Origin of the sequence: Vibrio sp. Y42_MX_L11 (assembly GCF_024181785.1) — a bacterium.
In the GTDB taxonomy this organism is placed as follows: domain Bacteria; phylum Pseudomonadota; class Gammaproteobacteria; order Enterobacterales; family Vibrionaceae; genus Vibrio; species Vibrio diabolicus.
The window spans coordinates 60,309-77,822 of sequence record NZ_JAMZAP010000002.1 but is presented as its reverse complement, the minus strand read 5'-3'; the positions used below and the strand labels follow the sequence as shown (position 1 = coordinate 77,822).

General features: G+C 46.4%; 12 protein-coding genes. 10 read left to right on the top strand and 2 right to left on the bottom strand.

Annotated features, from left to right (window positions below; all coding sequences use genetic code 11):
• Nucleotides 1–57: 57 nt before the first annotated feature.
• The 10 genes from NL643_RS02220 to NL643_RS02175 all read left to right on the top strand — a co-directional run bounded on the left by NL643_RS02220 (nt 58) and on the right by NL643_RS02175 (nt 14,609).
• Nucleotides 58–1,740: an ABC transporter substrate-binding protein gene (locus tag NL643_RS02220; protein ID WP_005394703.1), complete on the top strand. Its 1,683-nt coding sequence runs from the start codon at nt 58–60 to the stop codon at nt 1,738–1,740.
• Between the two features lie 170 nt (nt 1,741–1,910).
• On the top strand, nt 1,911–2,897 hold the full coding sequence (locus NL643_RS02215; protein ID WP_005394705.1) for an ABC transporter permease: 987 nt from the start codon (nt 1,911–1,913) through the stop codon (nt 2,895–2,897).
• Between the two features lie 2 nt (nt 2,898–2,899).
• Nucleotides 2,900–3,925, top strand: coding sequence for an ABC transporter permease (locus tag NL643_RS02210; protein WP_005394707.1), 1,026 nt, complete (start codon nt 2,900–2,902; stop codon nt 3,923–3,925).
• Nucleotides 3,926–3,927: 2 nt separating this feature from the next.
• Nucleotides 3,928–4,911, top strand: a complete 984-nt coding sequence (locus NL643_RS02205) for an ABC transporter ATP-binding protein (protein WP_005394709.1) — start codon at nt 3,928–3,930, stop codon at nt 4,909–4,911.
• A gap of 48 nt (nt 4,912–4,959) precedes the next feature.
• Nucleotides 4,960–5,955, top strand: coding sequence for an ABC transporter ATP-binding protein (locus tag NL643_RS02200; protein ID WP_104970922.1), 996 nt, complete (start codon nt 4,960–4,962; stop codon nt 5,953–5,955).
• A gap of 63 nt (nt 5,956–6,018) precedes the next feature.
• On the top strand, nt 6,019–7,758 hold the full coding sequence (locus NL643_RS02195; RefSeq protein WP_253643837.1) for a glycoside hydrolase family 9 protein: 1,740 nt from the start codon (nt 6,019–6,021) through the stop codon (nt 7,756–7,758).
• A 2-nt stretch (nt 7,759–7,760) separates the two neighbouring features.
• Nucleotides 7,761–8,651 (top strand): N-acetylglucosamine kinase, encoded by an 891-nt coding sequence (locus tag NL643_RS02190; RefSeq protein WP_253643836.1) that lies wholly within the window; start codon nt 7,761–7,763, stop codon nt 8,649–8,651.
• Nucleotides 8,652–8,659: 8 nt separating this feature from the next.
• A complete protein-coding gene (locus tag NL643_RS02185; RefSeq protein ID WP_253643835.1) occupies nt 8,660–10,579 on the top strand; it encodes a beta-N-acetylhexosaminidase in 1,920 nt (639 codons plus the stop codon).
• An 84-nt stretch (nt 10,580–10,663) separates the two neighbouring features.
• On the top strand, nt 10,664–13,072 hold the full coding sequence (locus NL643_RS02180; RefSeq protein WP_253643834.1) for a N,N'-diacetylchitobiose phosphorylase: 2,409 nt from the start codon (nt 10,664–10,666) through the stop codon (nt 13,070–13,072).
• Nucleotides 13,073–13,196: 124 nt separating this feature from the next.
• Nucleotides 13,197–14,609, top strand: coding sequence for a phosphoglucomutase/phosphomannomutase family protein (locus tag NL643_RS02175; RefSeq protein WP_005396733.1), 1,413 nt, complete (start codon nt 13,197–13,199; stop codon nt 14,607–14,609).
• 153 nt (nt 14,610–14,762) lie between these two features.
• Here the strand turns inward: NL643_RS02175 and NL643_RS02170 are convergent, their stop codons facing one another.
• Nucleotides 14,763–15,794, bottom strand: a complete 1,032-nt coding sequence (locus NL643_RS02170) for an ABC transporter ATP-binding protein (RefSeq protein ID WP_253643833.1) — start codon at nt 15,792–15,794, stop codon at nt 14,763–14,765.
• A complete protein-coding gene (locus NL643_RS02165; protein ID WP_253643832.1) occupies nt 15,794–17,419 on the bottom strand; it encodes an iron ABC transporter permease in 1,626 nt (541 codons plus the stop codon). Before NL643_RS02165 ends, NL643_RS02170 begins: the two co-directional genes overlap by 1 nt.
• Nucleotides 17,420–17,514 lie beyond the last annotated feature (95 nt).

Here is a 17,514-nt window from a genome sequence, read left to right as displayed (position 1 = left end):
CAATTGATGACATTCAATTCCATTTAGTGAAATGAAAGCAAATAGTAAGGAACAGCTATGCTTGCCAATATTAAAAAAACAGCACTAGCAACAGCAATTATTGCAACGGCTACTACAGGTTTTGCATCGGTAGCTACTGCGGCTGAACGCAGTGAACTGACTATCCACCCTAAAGAGTTTACAACTTTCGTTCGTAACTTTAACCCTTTCTTGGGTGCAACTAACCTGCACACAACAACCGACTTTATTTACGAGCCGCTCGTTGTTTTTAACGAAATGCACGGTAACACGCCAGTATTTCGTCTAGCAGAAAACTTTACCATGGCTGATGACCTAATGAGCGTGACCTTCGATATTCGTAAGGGCGTAAAATGGTCTGACGGCAAAGCGTTTACCGCTGATGACGTAGTTTATTCTTTCAACCTAGTTAAAGAGAAACCAGAGCTAGACCAGTCTGGTATCAACTCTTGGGTTACTGGCGTAGAGAAAGTTAACGACTACAAAGTTAAATTCCGTCTAAGCGAAGCAAACTCAAACGTTCCTTACGAAATTGCGAAAGTACCAGTTGTACCTAAGCACGTATGGAGCAAAGTGAAAGATCCAGCAACATTCACAAACGAAAATCCAGTAGGTAGTGGTCCATTTACCGAAATCGACACTTTTACACCGCAACTATACATTCAGTGTGAGAACCCTAATTACTGGGATGCTGATAACCTAGATGTAGACTGTCTACGAGTGCCACAAATCGCGAACAACGACCAATTCTTGGGCAAAATCGTTAACGGTGAAATGGACTGGACGTCTTCATTCGTACCAGACATCGACCGCACTTACGCTGCAGCAAGTCCGAATCACCACTACTGGTACCCACCAGCGGGTACTCAAGCGTTTGTAGTGAACTTCAAAAACCCAGACGCGGCTAAAAACGAAGCACTTACTAACGTTGACTTCCGTCGTGCGTTCTCTATGGCGCTAGACCGTCAAACGATTATCGACATTGCATTCTACGGTGGCGGTACAGTAAATGACTTCGCTTCAGGTCTAGGCTACGCATTCGAAGCTTGGTCTGACGAAGAGACGCACAACAAGTACAAAGGTTACAACACATACAACGCCGAAGGTGCGAAAAAGCTTCTTGCTAAAGCAGGCTTCAAAGATGTAAACAAAGATGGCTTTGTAGATACACCATCTGGCAAGTCTTTCGAGCTTCTCATTCAATCGCCAAACGGTTGGACTGACTTTAACAACACTGTACAACTAGCTGTTGAGCAACTAGCAGAAGTAGGCATTAAAGCACGTGCTCGTACTCCAGATTTCTCGGTATACAACCAAGCAATGCTAGAAGGTACATACGACGTTGCTTACACCAACTACTTCCACGGTGCGGATCCACACTTGTACTGGGACAGCGGCTACAACTCGAAGCTACAGTCTGGTGACGGTATGCCTCGCTTTGCAATGCACTTCTACAAGAACGATAAGTTAGACGGTCTTCTTAACAGCTTCTACAAAACCGCTGATAAGCAAGAACAGCTAGAAATCGCTCATGGTATCCAGAAGATCATTGCTCAGGACCAAGTAACCATTCCTGTGCTATCTGGCGCGTACATGTATCAATACAACACAACTCGCTTCACTGGTTGGTGGAACGAAGAAAATCCTAAGGGCCGTCCAAACATTTGGGCTGGTATCCCAGAGCGTCTACTTCACGTACTGGACCTAAAACCAGTTAAATAAGTAGAAGTTCATTTCAAGCGGCATACATCCCGTGTGCCGCCTATAAAAATCCCTTGTTAACGAAACCAATATGTGGCGCTCGTCGTCAGGGGATTTTTCGCTCTAAATTTCGCTAGGAGCGACCTGAAACCAGAAACAGGGAAAAAATCTGGGTGAGTAAGGTGTGAGTTATGGGTTATTTTTTAAGACGTTTGTCGTTCTATCTTGTCGCGCTCTTAGTTGCAGCGACGTTAAACTTTATTATTCCGCGAGCAATGCCTGGTGACCCAGTTACCATGATGTTTGCTAACGCTTCTGTACAGGTGACGCCAGAACGAATCGCAGCAATGAAAGAACTGCTCGGTTTCGTTGATGGGCCGATTTACATTCAGTACTTTTCGTACATTAAAAACATTCTAAGTTGGGAGCTAGGTACATCTATCCAGTTCTACCCTCTTTCAGTTAACTCTTTACTAGGTAGTGCATTTGGCTGGTCTCTCTTCCTAGCTGGTACTGCGGTTGTACTTTCTTTCTCAATCGCTTCTGTACTCGGTATTTTTGCCGCATGGAAGCGTGGTAGTAAGTACGATGCATTCGTAACGCCTGGTACATTGATCATTCAAGCTATCCCACAGATGGTTATCGCAATGTTAGCGCTGTTTACCTTTGCGATTGGCCTAAAATGGTTCCCATCTGGCTATGCTTACACGCCAGGTACTATCCCTGATTGGTCAAGCTGGGAGTTCATCAAAAACGTGGGTTACCACGCAGTACTCCCTCTATTCTGTGCAACCATCGTTCAGATCGGCGGCTTCCTCGTCAATATGCGTAACAACATGATCAACCTTCTCGCCGAAGACTACATCACGATGGCGAAAGGCAAAGGGCTGAGCGAGAACCGTGTCGTCTTCAATTACGCCGCACGTAACGCGCTACTTCCAAGTGTAACCGCGCTATCTATGTCTTTGGGTATGGCCATTGGTGGCCAATTGATCATCGAGATGATCTTCAACTACCCAGGTTTAGGCACCGTGCTACTTAACGCAATTCACGCTCGTGACTACCAAGTACTTCAAGGTCAGTTAATTATCATGACGATGTTCATGCTGTGCTTCAACTTAATGGCTGACATGCTGTACATGATTCTAGACCCTCGCCTACGTACGGGAGGCAAATAATCATGAAAGAACTATTCAAACTTATTTTAGGTAACTCATTCGCTAGAATCGGTCTTGGTATTGTTACCGTATTCGTATTCGTTGCGATCGCAGCTCCTTTACTTACGAAACATGCGCCAGACAAGCGAACCGGTAATCCACACGAATACCCTAGCTTTGTCGTAAAACAAGCGCAAAATAATCCTGATGGCTGGGTAGCTAAAAATCTAGCAGATGATCGTCGTACGCTGATTATGTCGAAAAAGGCTGATCACGTTCTGGGAACTTCACGTATGGGTCGTGATATTTGGTCACAAGTGGCTTACGGTGCTCGCGTATCGCTAGGTGTCGGCTTTGGTGCTGGCATCATCGTATGTTTCCTAGCAACGGTCATTGGTATCTCGGCAGGTTACTTCGGCGGCAAAGTGGATGACATATTGAGTGCAGCGATGAACATCATGCTGGTAATCCCTCAATACCCATTGCTCTTTGTACTGGCAGCCTTTATTGGCGAAGCAGGTCCACTCACCATTGCCTTGATTATCGCTGGTACCTCTTGGGCGTGGGGCGCACGTGTTGTCCGTTCTCAAACCATGGCTCTACGCGAGAAAGAGTTTGTGAAAGCCGCTGAAGTATTGGGCGAATCTTCATTCCGCATCATCTTCGTTGAAATTTTACCAAACCTAATCCCGATTGTCGGTGCAAGCTTCATCGGCTCAGTAATGCTCGCTATCAATACTGAGGCTGTAATCTCGTTCTTGGGCCTGGGCGATGCCAACACCATCAGTTGGGGCATCATGCTTTACAACGTGCAAACCTCATCAGCAATGTTGATTGGCGCATGGTGGGAAGTATTAGCACCTTGTATCGCCTTAACTCTTTTGGTGACTGGTCTTGCTCTACTTAACTTTGCCGTTGATGAAATTGCTAACCCACAGCTTCGTTCTCACAAAGGCATGAAACGCTGGAAGAAGCTGGCAGAGAAAGACAAGAAAGAGCGCGCGCCTGAAATGGCACCACAAAATGCACTATGGAGCGGAGATAAATAATCATGACTGCACCACTAATTTCTATCCGTAACCTATGCGTAGATTACATCACAGATGCTGGCGATGTCCGCGCCTGTAACAACGTTAGCTTTGACATTGCGCCAGGTGAAGTCTTTGGCCTGGCAGGTGAATCTGGCTGTGGTAAATCCACAGTTGCTTTCTCGCTCATGCGTCTTCATAAGCCGCCAGCATTCATCACTGGTGGTGAGGTCATCTTCAACGGTGAAGACATCATTAAGTACAGCGATGAACGTATGCAATCATTCCGCTGGAGCGAGATGTCGATGGTGTTCCAAAGTGCAATGAACGCATTAAATCCGGTGCTTACGATGGAAGAGCAGTTTTGCGATGTCATCATGCGCCACACCAATATGACACGTGAACAAGCGAAAAAGCGCGCCGAAGGATTGTTGGAAATCGTTGATATTCATCCAAGCCGCTTGAATGACTACCCACACCAATTTTCTGGTGGTATGCGCCAGCGCTTAGTCATTGCGATTGCTCTGGCTCTCAATCCAAAAATGATCATCATGGATGAGCCAACGACGGCACTCGATGTTGTGGTTCAGCGTGAAATCTTACAAAAGATCTATGCACTAAAAGAAGAGTTCGGCTTCTCGATCCTTTTCATTACCCACGACTTGTCACTCATGGTCGAGTTCTCGGATCGAATCGGCATTATGTACTCCGGTGAGTTAATTGAAGTCGCCCCTTCTAAGCAAATTCTGGAAAGTCCTTACCACCCTTACACTAAAGGTTTGGGTAGCTCTTTCCCTCCACTAACTGGTCCTAAAACCAAATTAACTGGTATTCCAGGCAACCCTTTGAACCTATTAGAGATTCCTCAAGGCTGCCGCTTCCAAGCCCGCTGCGACCGCGTCCACGAAGCTTGTACACGAGTACCAACTCAGCTGCGTCAAATTGAACCTGGTCGTTTTTCAAATTGCCACTTATACGGCGACACGATTGCTCAAGCTAAGGTTTAACAACAAAAAATAACGCTAGCTAAGAACAAAATTACACTGGAGAGAATTATGAGCAAACAACTCGGCGAACTACTGATTGAGGGTAAGCATGTCGTTAAGGACTTCCCTTTAAATAGTAACTCAATCAAGCAGTCAAAAATGCGCGCGATCAACGACGTGTCATTCAAGATGTACAAGAGCCGCGGTTTGTCAGTAGTAGGTGAATCAGGCTCTGGTAAATCTACTACCGCTAAAATGATAGCTAAAATGTACGCCCCTACCGAGGGTGTAATCGAATACAGAGGTCGTGATATCCAAGATATTACCTCTCGACATGACTTGATGACATACCGTGAAGGCGTACAAATGGTATGGCAGGACCCATTTGGCTCACTAAACCCTACACACAATATCTTTCACCACATTGCTCGCCCGTTGCTGATCCATAAAAAGATTGCACCAGGCAACAAAAAGGAACTGGAAGAGCGTGTGTATGACCTACTAGAACAAGTTGGTCTGATTCCGCCAAAAGAAACCGCGCAAAAGTTCCCGCACCAGCTATCTGGCGGTCAGCGTCAACGTGTAAACCTAGCTCGTAACATCGCTGTGGGTGCAGAAGTGGTATTGGCAGATGAGCCAACATCAATGCTGGACGTGTCAATTCGTGCTGGTGTTCTTAACTTGATGGAAGAGATGAAGTTCGAGAAACAAATGTCTCTGCTTTACATCACTCACGACATCGCAACGGCGCGTTACATTGCTGAAGATCTCGCGGTTATGTACGTAGGTCACATGGTTGAATGGGGGGATACTGAGGAAATCATTCACGATCCTCAGCACCCATATACGCAACTCTTGGTATCTGCTGTGCCTGATCCATCGAAGTCTATCCACGAGAAGCTGAAAGGCAACAAAGGGGAAATCCCACTTTGGACACCAGATTCAGTCGGCTGCCCATTTGCAGGACGCTGCGTACACGCAACCGATAAATGTCGCGAACGACTACCGGACGTCACTCAGCTTTCTGAGAACCACTTTGTTCGCTGTTACTTATTTGAAGATTAATTATAACGAGGGTCAGGTCCAGCCTGACCCATTCCTGTTTTTATCGTTTCCCGGAGACATTGAATGCTGCTACTGACTAACCACATTGGTTATGAACATCTGGGCCCAAAGAAAGCCATTGTCCAGACCGAACAACCACACTTGTCTTCTTACACTGCTCAATTGATTTGTGCCACTACCGAGCAAACCGTGGCAACTTTTGCGGTTGAAGAACAAGGTAAAGTGGCGAACTGGCATCAGGGCTATTTCTACCTCATCGACTTTTCATCTTTCACAGATTCAGGCGACTATTTCCTGCAAGTGGAAGATACGCGCTCTTCCTCTTTCACCATTGGCGAACATATTCTGTTGGATCAAACTTTGTCGGATGTGATCCACTACTTCAAATCACAACGTTGTGGTGGGATTTTCGATCAACAAGATCGACAAGTTCCAGTGCTCAACGCCAACCAAACGGTTGATGTGCACGGAGGGTGGTACGACGCATCTGGAGACGTTAGCAAGTATTTAAGTCATCTTTCATACGCTAATTATTTGAACCCTCAACAAACCCCAATGGTGGTTTGGAACATCCTAAAAGGACTTTCATTGCTTGAAGGAAGCGAAGACATTGCAGCCTTCACACGTACACGTCTTATTGAAGAAGCCCTGTTCGGTGCAGACTTCCTTGTTCGTATGCAAAACGAAAAAGGCTTCTTCTACATGACAGTCTTTGATAAGTGGAGCAAAGATACTGCGCAACGAGAAATCTGTGCCTACGAAACGCAACTTGGTCACAAATTTGATGACTACCAAGCAGGCTTTCGACAAGGTGGCGGTGTCGCCATCGCAGCGCTGGCCGCGGCGTCGCGTTTAGGTGTTCACGGCGAATACGATCAACAAAAGTACCGCAATGCTGCTGAAAATGGTTACTGGCACTTAAAAGAGCACAATACGCAGTACCTCAATGATGGTGAAGAAAACATTATCGACGAATATTGTGCGCTACTAGCCAGTGTAGAACTGTTTACAGCCACCAAAGAAACTCGCTACTTGGAAGAGAGCCGTTTGTGGGCACAACGCTTAATTGCCCGCCAAATGAGCGATGAGCAGATTCAACACTTTTGGTCAGCAAACCAAGACGGCAGTCGTCCATACTTTCACGCAGCTGAAGCGGGCCTACCCGTTATTGCCTTGTGCGAATACCTATCAATTGAAGACGACTCCGTACAGACAGAATCTGTAAAACGCATCGTTAACCGAGCGTGTGAGTTTGAGATCAAAATATCGAATAAAGTGACCAACCCATTCGGTTACCCTCGCCAGTATATTAAAGGCGTAAATGAGTCAAAACGCGATGCATTTTTTGTCGCACACAACAATGAATCCGGCTATTGGTGGCAAGGCGAGAATGCTCGATTGGGCTCACTCGCGACCATGGCGTATCTTGCTCAACCGCATATAGCGTCGCAGGAAATACAGCAACAACTTTCCGTGTTTGCTCAAGATGCCTTGAACTGGATTGTAGGCTTAAACCCATACGACATGTGCATGCTTGATGGCCACGGTCGCAACAACCCTGATTACCTTCCTCAATATGGTTTCTTCAACGCTAAAGGCGGTGTGTGTAACGGAATCACTGGCGGCTTTGAAGACGAGGAAGACATCGCATTTAACCCACCAGCACAAAAAGACGACATGTTACAAAACTGGCGCTGGGGCGAACAATGGATCCCGCATGGCGCTTGGTACTTACTCGCGATAATGAGTCAAGCTCAGCATATTTCTCAGTTGGCAACCTCTAAAAATATTAAGGAACAATAATCATGGGGATGTATTTTGTCGGTATCGATGGTGGCGGCACGTCATGTCGAGCCAGGATTAAAGATTCACAAGGTAATTTTATTGGCGAGGCCAAAAGCGGCAGCGCCAACATCATGCTAGGCGCTGAAATAGCAATGGCTTCGATTCTTGAATCCATAACTTCAGCAGCCGAGCAAGGCGGTCTGACACAACAAGATTTTGCATCGATGCATGTCGGCTTAGCCCTTGCAGGTGCTGAGCACAAAGCATCTTGGCAAGCCTTCATGTCTCTTCCTCATCCGTTTGCCAGTATAACTCTTAATACTGATGCTTACGGCGCGTGCGTTGGTGCACACAATGGCGAAGATGGCGCAATCATGATCGCAGGAACGGGTTCTTGTGGCATCTATCTTAAAGGATTGGAGCAGCACGTTGTCGGTGGTCGCGAATTCCCGATTTCGGATCAAGGTGGCGGCGCAGTGATGGGGCTTCGCCTAGTTCAACAAGTGTTGTTAGCTGAAGATGGCATCAGAGAGAAAACGCCTCTAGCACAACACGTCATGGCACATTTCGAAAATGACGTTGATAACGTGGTGGCTTGGTCTAAACAAGCACTTCCTCGTGATTATGGGCAGTTTTCTCCTGCAATTTTCCAACATGCAGAACAAGGTGATGCACTGGCAATTGAAATGCTGAAACAAACTGCAGCTGATATAGAAATGTTTCTCGTGGCATTAAACAAGCGTGGCGCAACGCGTATTTGTTTAATGGGCAGCATTGCTGAACGTATTTTACGTTGGCTTTCGCCACCAGTTCAGCAATGGGTTGTTGAGCCACAGTTTGACGCGATTGAAGGCGCAATTATGTTTGCAGGTAAACCTGAACATAACCTTTACTCGCTCAGTGCGGCGTAGGAGTAGATATGGAATATCGTGTTGATCTCGTCGTCCTATCAGAGCAAAAGCAAAACTGCCGTTTTGGATTGACGTTTCATAATTTAAGCGATCAAGATCTCCACAATTGGAGCCTGATTTTTGCTTTTGATCGCTACATTCTGCCGGATAGTGTTTCGAATGGTCAGCTCAAGCAAATTGGCAGCTACTGCACCCTCAAACCAGAAGGGTTGGTGCTGGCAGCTAACCATCATTTTTACTGCGAGTTCAGTATTGGTTCGAATCCATTCCGTTACTATTCTGATGGATTCAATGAAGCCTTGGTCAACTTTGAAGTCAACGGCAACCTTCAGCGAGCTCAAGTCGATGTCACGCCGATCGTATTGGCTTCACCGTACCGTGAACGTAGTGAGATCCCTTCCAGCTTGACGCATGCGCAGCCTTTATTGCCAAAACCAAACCATATAGAAGTCAGCGATCACTACTTTAGCTTTAATCATCAAGCTGGCGTTGCGGTTTATTCAAACCTAGCCAATGCAGCTAAAGAGTGGTTACTTGAAGAGCTTAAGCGCATTCATCAATTTGAGTTCGCGTCAGACAATGGCAGTCAGATCATCTTCAAAGGCAACCCAACCTTGGATGAAGGCGCTTACAAGCTGAAGGTAGCAGAAGAGTCGATCAAAATTGAAGCTGGCTCTACGTCTGGTTTTACCCATGCTTGTGCAACATTATTGCAACTGATCAAAGTTGGGGATCAACCGAATTCCATGGAAGTGGTTTGCTGTTCAATCAAAGACAGACCGCGTTTTCGTTATCGTGGAATGATGCTGGACTGCGCACGTCATTTTCACTCCGTTGAGCAAGTCAAACGCTTGATCAACCAATTAGCCCACTACAAGTTCAATACGTTCCATTGGCATTTGACCGATGATGAGGGTTGGCGAATTGAAATCAAATCACTGCCTCAACTAACCGATATTGGCGCATGGCGTGGGTTGGATGAAACCAATGAGCCACAGTACACGCACCTTGCTGAGCGTTACGGCGGTTTTTACACTCACGAAGACATCAAAGACGTGGTTGCATTTGCTTCGAAACGAGGCATCACGGTTATCCCGGAAATCGATGTACCAGGCCACTGCCGAGCTGCCATCAAGTCGTTACCACACCTATTGGTAGAAGCAGAAGACACCACCGAATACCGCAGCATTCAGCATTACAACGACAACGTCATTAACCCAGCTCTGCCGGGGAGCTATGAGTTTATCGATAAAGTGTTGGAAGACGTCTCCGCGTTGTTCCCTGCCCCTTATGTTCATATCGGTGCGGATGAAGTACCTAACGGCGTATGGTCAAAAAGCCCTGCGTGCCAAGCACTAATGGAGCAACAAGGTTACAGCGACTACAAAGAGTTGCAAGGGCACTTCTTGCGTCATGCCGAAGACAAACTGCGCAAACTTGGCAAGCGCATGCTGGGTTGGGAAGAAGCACAGCATGGCGACAAAGTCAGCAAAGACACAGTGATCTATTCGTGGTTAAGCGAAGAAGCGGCGTTGAACTGCGCGCGCCAAGGTTTCGATGTGGTGCTACAACCAGCGCAAACCACCTACCTAGATATGACCCAAGACTACGCACCAGAAGAACCGGGCGTGGATTGGGCCAACCCGTTGCCGCTAGAAAAAGCTTACAACTATGAACCACTCGCTGAAGTGCCAGCTGACGATCCAATACGCAAACGCATTTGGGGCATTCAAACAGCATTGTGGTGCGAAATCATTAACAACCAGTCTCGTATGGACTACATGGTCTTCCCGCGCTTAACCGCAATGGCAGAAGCATGTTGGACAGACAAACAACACCGAGATTGGACCGACTATTTATCACGTTTGAAAGGCCATCTACCTCTGCTTGATTTGCAGGGAGTGAATTACCGTAAACCGTGGAAGTAATACAAAACTGATGTCGAAACATCACGCTTGAAGAGTTTTTAAATTTTGGCTGCAGATGCAGCTTAGTAAAAAGGAAAGACACAAATGAAATACGGCTATTTCGATAACGGGAATCGCGAATACGTCATTACTCGCCCTGATGTACCTGCTCCTTGGACCAACTACCTAGGTACAGAAAAATTCTGTACCGTTATCTCGCACAACGCGGGTGGCTACTCGTTCTACAACTCTCCAGAATACAACCGTGTTACTAAATTCCGTCCAAACGCGACATTCGATCGCCCAGGACACTACGTTTACCTACGTGATGATGAGACGGGTGATTACTGGTCAATCTCTTGGCAACCAGTTGCCAAAAGCCTAGACGAAGCGAACTACGAAGTTCGTCATGGTTTGTCGTACTCTAAATTCAAGTGCGAATACAGCGGCATTAGTGCAACCAAAACACTCTTTGTACCAAAAGGCGAAGATGCAGAAATTTGGGATGTGGTCATCAAGAATACCTCTGACAAACCGCGTACGATCAGCGCATTCTCATTTGTTGAGTTCTCATTCAGTCACATTCAATCTGATAACCAAAACCATCAGATGTCTCTCTACTCTGCGGGTACGTCATACAACGAAGGCGTGATTGAATACGACCTGTACTACAACACCAACGACTTCGAAGGTTTCTACTACCTAGCGTCAACGTTTGATCCAGATTCATACGACGGCCAACGTGATAGCTTCCTAGGTCTATACCGCGACGAAGCAAACCCACTAGCAGTAGAGCAAGGTAAGTGTTTTAACACCGCGCAAACGTGTTACAACCACTGTGGCTCTCTGCACAAGCAGTTTACTATCCAACCAGGTGAAGAAGTTCGTTTTGCTTACATTCTAGGTATCGGTAAAGGCAACGGTGAGCGTCTACGTGCTAAGTACCAAGACCTTGCAGAAGTCGACAATGCATTTGAGGGTATCAAAGCACACTGGGATGAGCGTTGTGGCAAGTTCCAAGTGAAATCACCAAACGAAGGTCTAGACACCATGATCAACGCTTGGACGTTATACCAAGCGGAAACTTGTGTGGTGTGGTCTCGTTTTGCTTCATTCATTGAGGTGGGTGGTCGTACTGGTCTTGGTTACCGCGATACGGCGCAAGATGCAATCTCAGTTCCTCACGCTAACCCAGCAATGACGCGTAAACGTATCGTTGACCTACTGCGCGGCCAAGTGAAAGCGGGTTACGGTCTACACCTATTCGATCCTGATTGGTTCGATCCTGAAAAAGCAGATGTTAAACCATCTAAGTCTCCAACAGTTGTTCCTACTCCGTCCGATGAAGATAAGATCCACGGTATTGAAGACACTTGCTCTGATGATCACCTATGGCTAGTACCAACCATCTGTAAGTACGTGATGGAAACCGGTGAGCACAGTTTCTTTGATGAAGTGATCCCTTACGCAGATGGCGGTAATGCAAGCGTTTATGACCACATGAAAGCAGCGCTAGACTTCTCTGCGGAGTACGTAGGTCAAACCGGTATCTGTAAAGGTCTGCGTGCAGACTGGAACGACTGTCTAAACCTAGGTGGTGGTGAATCTTCAATGGTGTCGTTCCTACACTTCTGGGCACTGCAAGAGTTCATCGACCTAGCGAAATACCTAGGTAAAGCAGCCGACGTTGAAAAATACACGGAAATGGCAGCAAACGTTCGTGAAGCGTGTGAAACACACCTTTGGGATGATGAAGGCGGTTGGTACATCCGTGGTCTGACGAAAAATGGCGACAAGATCGGTACAGCGCAACAAGCAGAAGGCCGAGTGCACCTAGAGTCAAACACGCTTGCAGTACTTTCTGGTGCGGTATCTCAAGAGCGCGGCGAAAAAGCGATGGACGCGGTCGACGAGAACCTGTTCTCTGAATACGGCCTTCACCTAAACTCACCATCTTTTGCAACACCAAATGATGACATCGGCTTCGTAACTCGCGTTTACCAAGGCGTAAAAGAGAACGGTGCAATCTTCTCGCATCCAAACCCATGGGCTTGGGTAGCTGAAGCGAAACTGGGTCGTGGTGACCGTGCAATGAAATTCTACGATGCACTAAACCCATACAACCAGAACGACATCATCGAAAAACGTATTGCAGAACCATACTCATACGTGCAGTTCATCATGGGTCGTGACCACCAAGACCACGGTCGTGCAAACCACCCATGGTTAACAGGTACATCTGGCTGGGCTTACTTCGCTGTTACCAACTTTATCCTTGGTGTACGTACAGGCTTCGATGGTCTAACTATCGACCCATGTATCCCAACTAACTGGCCTGGTTTCGAAGTGACTCGTCAATGGCTAGGTGCAACGTACAACATCAAAGTGGTTAACCCTGATTCAGTGAGCAAAGGCGTTAAGTCGATTACCGTAAACGGTGAAGCTGTAAGTGGTGCATCTGTACCAGTTCAAGCGGAAGGTTCAGTAAACGAAGTTATCGTTACTCTAGGTTAATCATCTTTTAGGGGAGTTCTTCTCCCCTTTTGATTTATCCGATGCACTGAGTTTGATGAGTGCATCGGTTCGCTAGCAAAGATTTAAGAGGCGGTGGGATGCCGCTCTTATCGAGGATCGAATCATGATCAAATTTGGTACAGGCGGTTGGCGTGCATTTATCGGTGAGGAGTTCACTAAAGATAATGTACGTTTGGTCGCTCAAGCAGTTGCAAACATCACGAATAACGAATCGGTTGCTGATCGCGGCTTTGTGATTGGCTATGACCGTCGCTTTCTGTCTGACAAAGCTGGCCGTTGGTTTGCCGAAGTTTTAGCAGCAAACGGCATCGTCGTTAGCTTTATCGATAAGTTTGTTCCAACGCCTATCGTAATGTTTAAAGCGAAGGAAATGGGCTGCGCTTACTCGGCATGTATTACGGCATCGCACAACCCGGCCGATTACAACGGCATTAAAGTCTTCATTGAAGGCGGTCGTGATGCAGATGAAATCATCACCCAGAAAATCGAATCACAAATCAATACGCTCACTGCACAAGATGTAAAAAGTGTCGATTTTGAACAAGCGGTTGAAGATAAGCTGATTCAAATTATCAACCCGATGAACGAGTTCGTAGATTCGATAATTAACTTTATTGATATCGAGTCGATCAAAAAAGCCAACCTACGCGTTTTGATTGACCCGATGTTCGGTGTCGCAAAAAATGCACTGCAAACCGTATTAATCAACGGCCGCTGTGACGTTGATGTGATTAACGATGGAAAAAACCCAGACTTCGGTGGGTTAATGCCTTCGCCAAGTGCTGCAACACTCTACCGTTTGATGCACCTAGTAAAAGAGCAAGGTTACGATATTGGCATCGGTACCGATGGCGATGCGGACCGTCTTGGTATTATTGACGAAAAAGGTAACTTCATTCATCCGAATGAAGTCCTGATTCTACTTTATTATTACTTATTGGAGTACAAAGGTTGGACAGGTTCCGTGGTACGTAACATCGCGACGACTCATCTTCTCGATAAAATTGCTGAAGACCACGGTGAAAAATGCTTTGAGGTACCAGTAGGCTTTAAGCACATCAGTTCTCAAATGGAAGCGGATGACTCACTGATTGGTGGGGAAAGCTCTGGCGGCCTAACCATTCGTGGCCACATCAAAGGTAAAGATGGCGTCTTCGCGTCTAGCTTGTTAGTTGAAATGATTTCAGTAACAGGCAAGAAATTGTCTGAGTTGCTAGATGAAATCTACGGTAAGTACGGCTACGCGTACATGGCAGAAGGTGATTGCAAATTCAAACCAGCGCAAAAAGAAGTCCTGTTCAACAAGATATATGTTGAAAAACAACTGCCTGAGTTTGAGTTTGAGATCGAAAAAGTCAGCTACGAAGATGGTGCGAAAGTCTACTTCAAGAATGGCGGTTGGATCATCGCCCGCTTTTCTGGTACTGAGCCGTTACTACGTATTTTTGCAGAAATGCAAGATAAGGACACTGCGGAACGTGTTCTTCAACAGTTTAAAGACTTCTTATCTTTATAACTGACCTTGTGCCCGCTTCGAGCACAATGATGAGAGTCGACGCTGTCTGAAAAGGCGCTCATCAACAGGAGAAGAGCACTTGCCCGGCATCACTGCCGGGCTTTTTTGTATCAACAAATCGAGAATGGATTCGCAATCCCGTATGCAGAGACATTAAGCGAATGCCAGCACGCCCTGCGTTTCAATTTTCACAGCAACAGACTCACCAATATTTAATGCCTGCGATGCTGTAGCCAACAAACGGTCGCCATTCGCATCAATCACGTAACGGCAATGGTCGCCCATAAAGTGCTGCTCCAGCACCGTTACTGAGCTCTCTTCATCAGATTGAATTTGCACATGTTGCGGCCTTAGCAACAAAGAGCATTCAGACTGCACTGGGATCTCTTGTTGGGCTGTGGCTTCAACCACACCCAAGTGGGTTTCATATTCTGAATCCGAAACTCGTTTAGCGGCCAGATAGCTACCACCACCTAAGAAATCCGCAACAAACTTACTTGAAGGCTGGTAGTAAAGCTCAGATGCCGTGCCATACTGCTCGATAACACCATTGTTCATCACTGCCATTTTATCCGCGAAGGCAAAAGCCTCTTCACGGCTATGCGTAACAAAAATGGCAGTCACGCCTTGCGCCTTAAAAATCTTACGGATCTCACTTATCAACTCATGGCGAACTTGCGTATCAATATTGGAGAACGGCTCATCCAACAACAATAAGTCTGGGCTGTAAGCTAATGAGCGAGCAATCGCAACACGCTGCTGCTGTCCACCAGACAATTGATGAGGATAACGATCGCCATAGCCTTGCAAATGCACGAGCTCGAGCATCTCTTGGACTTTGCTATTTTTCTCTTTTGTCGAGTAATGCTTTAAGCCAAAGGCAATATTTTGCTCCACCGTCAGGTGAGGAAAAAGCGCATAATCTTGGAAAATCATCCCGATATTACGCTGTTCTGGTGGCAACCAGTTCTCCCCATCATCAATCGTGACGCAATTTAAGCTCATTTCGCCTGACGTTAACGGCAATAATCCCGCAACGGCTTTTAATAGTGTTGTTTTTCCGCAACCACTTGCACCTAGTAAACAGACAATTTGCCCTTGTTCCACCTCAAGAGACAATGATTCCAGTACGGTTTGATCATCATATTGGCAGGTTAGGTTTTTAATTGATAATGCGCAGCTCATCAGTGATTTTGCTCCAGTGAACGGTTAACAACAACAAGCGGGATCAACCCAACAAGAACCAACAAAACCGCAGGCAAAGCGGCCAATTCCAAATGCTCATCCGAGGCGAAGTTATAAACGTATGTGGCTAGTGTTTCAAAGTTAAACGGACGAAGTAATAGGGCCGCATTGAGCTCTTTCATCGACTCGATAAACACTAACAGAGCCGCAATCAGTGCACCACGTTTAACCAGCGGAAAGTGCACACGCCACAGCATGGCATTAGGCTTACAACCCATGGTGCGAGACGCCATATCTAACGAAGGCGAAATTTTATTTAAGTTACTTTCGATACTACCAATCGCCACCGCTGAAAAGCGCACAACCATGGCAAAAACCAGGGCGAACATGGAGCCAGAAAAAATAAGTCCCGGTCTGCCCCACTCCATGGCTTTAGCAAGGTCGTTGACGCGGTGATCCATAAACAGTACTGCGACCATCACACCAATCGCTAATACGGTTCCTGGCACTGCATACCCCATCGAAGAAAGACGCATAAATGCCAAGCTTTCGCGCTTGCCATTGACGCGATGGGTAAAGTTAACGATCAGTGCGACAGCAACACCTATAATGGCGGCAATAACCGACACGACCAAACTATTCCATGCGTATTCACGAAACTCGGGGGTCCAACTCTGCGCAAAGTAAGTTATCGCATAATCAATCAGCTGTAGTAATGGCAAAATAAACGCGCCCGAAACCAAGCCCCAACACCAAACCAGCGCGGTCCACTTTTTCCAGCCCGTCAACTCATAACGAAAATCTTCGTGACTGTTAAATTGGCTTTGAAAAAGCTTTTGTTTACGACGACTGTAGCGTTCGGCACTGAGAAGCAGTACTACAATGACGAGCATCATGGCAGAAATCTTGGCTGCTGCATTAAGATTAGAGTATCCCAACCAAGTATCGTAGACCGCTGTGGTTAACGTATTCACAGCGAAGTAACTTACAGTACCAAAGTCACCGATAGTCTCCATTGCGACCAGCGACAAACCCACAGCGATAGAAGGTCGCACTAATGGCATCGAGATGCGCCAAAAGCTTTCCCATGGAGAGCATTTGAGCAAACGCGCGCTTTGCAACAAAGAGACATTTTGCTCCATAAATGCAGCTCGACACAGCAAATACACATAAGGGTACAGCACTAAAGCCAACACAAAGGTCGCGCCAGGCAAGGTGCGAATATCAGGGAACCAATACTCGCCAGGTCCCCATCCGGTTACATCACGCAAAAAGATCTGAATCGGTCCTGCAAAATCAAACCAATCAGTAAAAATATAACCAATGATATAACCTGGCATCGCAAGAGGTAGCACCAATGCCCACTGCAACCATTTTTCGGTCGGCAGTTTACACATGGCCATTATCCAAGCGCTTGGTATACCAAGAATTAAGGACAACACCATTACGCCAATAGTGAGCGCAACCGTGTTAAAAATATAAGTCGGCATGACTGTCGCCATTAAATGGGCAAACAAATCATCCGTTTCACCAATTGCGGTGTAGAAGATCGCTAAGATCGGCAAAACCAGTAACAGAGTTATTACCCCACTACTGGTTTTCCATAAAGAGTGTTTATCTTTCATCGCCTAATTACTGCAAGGCTGTATGAAATACAAATGCTGTTGCAAATACATCTCATATCCTTTAATCAAATGGGGGTACTGTTATACCCCCACAA

Coding starts and splice junctions, on each gene's coding strand:
- NL643_RS02220 (WP_005394703.1), top strand. CDS start 58: ATGCTTGCCAATATTAAAAAAACAGCACTAGCAACAGCAATTATTGCA.
- NL643_RS02215 (WP_005394705.1), top strand. CDS start 1,911: ATGGGTTATTTTTTAAGACGTTTGTCGTTCTATCTTGTCGCGCTCTTA.
- NL643_RS02210 (WP_005394707.1), top strand. CDS start 2,900: ATGAAAGAACTATTCAAACTTATTTTAGGTAACTCATTCGCTAGAATC.
- NL643_RS02205 (WP_005394709.1), top strand. CDS start 3,928: ATGACTGCACCACTAATTTCTATCCGTAACCTATGCGTAGATTACATC.
- NL643_RS02200 (WP_104970922.1), top strand. CDS start 4,960: ATGAGCAAACAACTCGGCGAACTACTGATTGAGGGTAAGCATGTCGTT.
- NL643_RS02195 (WP_253643837.1), top strand. CDS start 6,019: ATGCTGCTACTGACTAACCACATTGGTTATGAACATCTGGGCCCAAAG.
- NL643_RS02190 (WP_253643836.1), top strand. CDS start 7,761: ATGGGGATGTATTTTGTCGGTATCGATGGTGGCGGCACGTCATGTCGA.
- NL643_RS02185 (WP_253643835.1), top strand. CDS start 8,660: ATGGAATATCGTGTTGATCTCGTCGTCCTATCAGAGCAAAAGCAAAAC.
- NL643_RS02180 (WP_253643834.1), top strand. CDS start 10,664: ATGAAATACGGCTATTTCGATAACGGGAATCGCGAATACGTCATTACT.
- NL643_RS02175 (WP_005396733.1), top strand. CDS start 13,197: ATGATCAAATTTGGTACAGGCGGTTGGCGTGCATTTATCGGTGAGGAG.
- NL643_RS02170 (WP_253643833.1), bottom strand. CDS start 15,794: ATGAGCTGCGCATTATCAATTAAAAACCTAACCTGCCAATATGATGAT.
- NL643_RS02165 (WP_253643832.1), bottom strand. CDS start 17,419: ATGAAAGATAAACACTCTTTATGGAAAACCAGTAGTGGGGTAATAACT.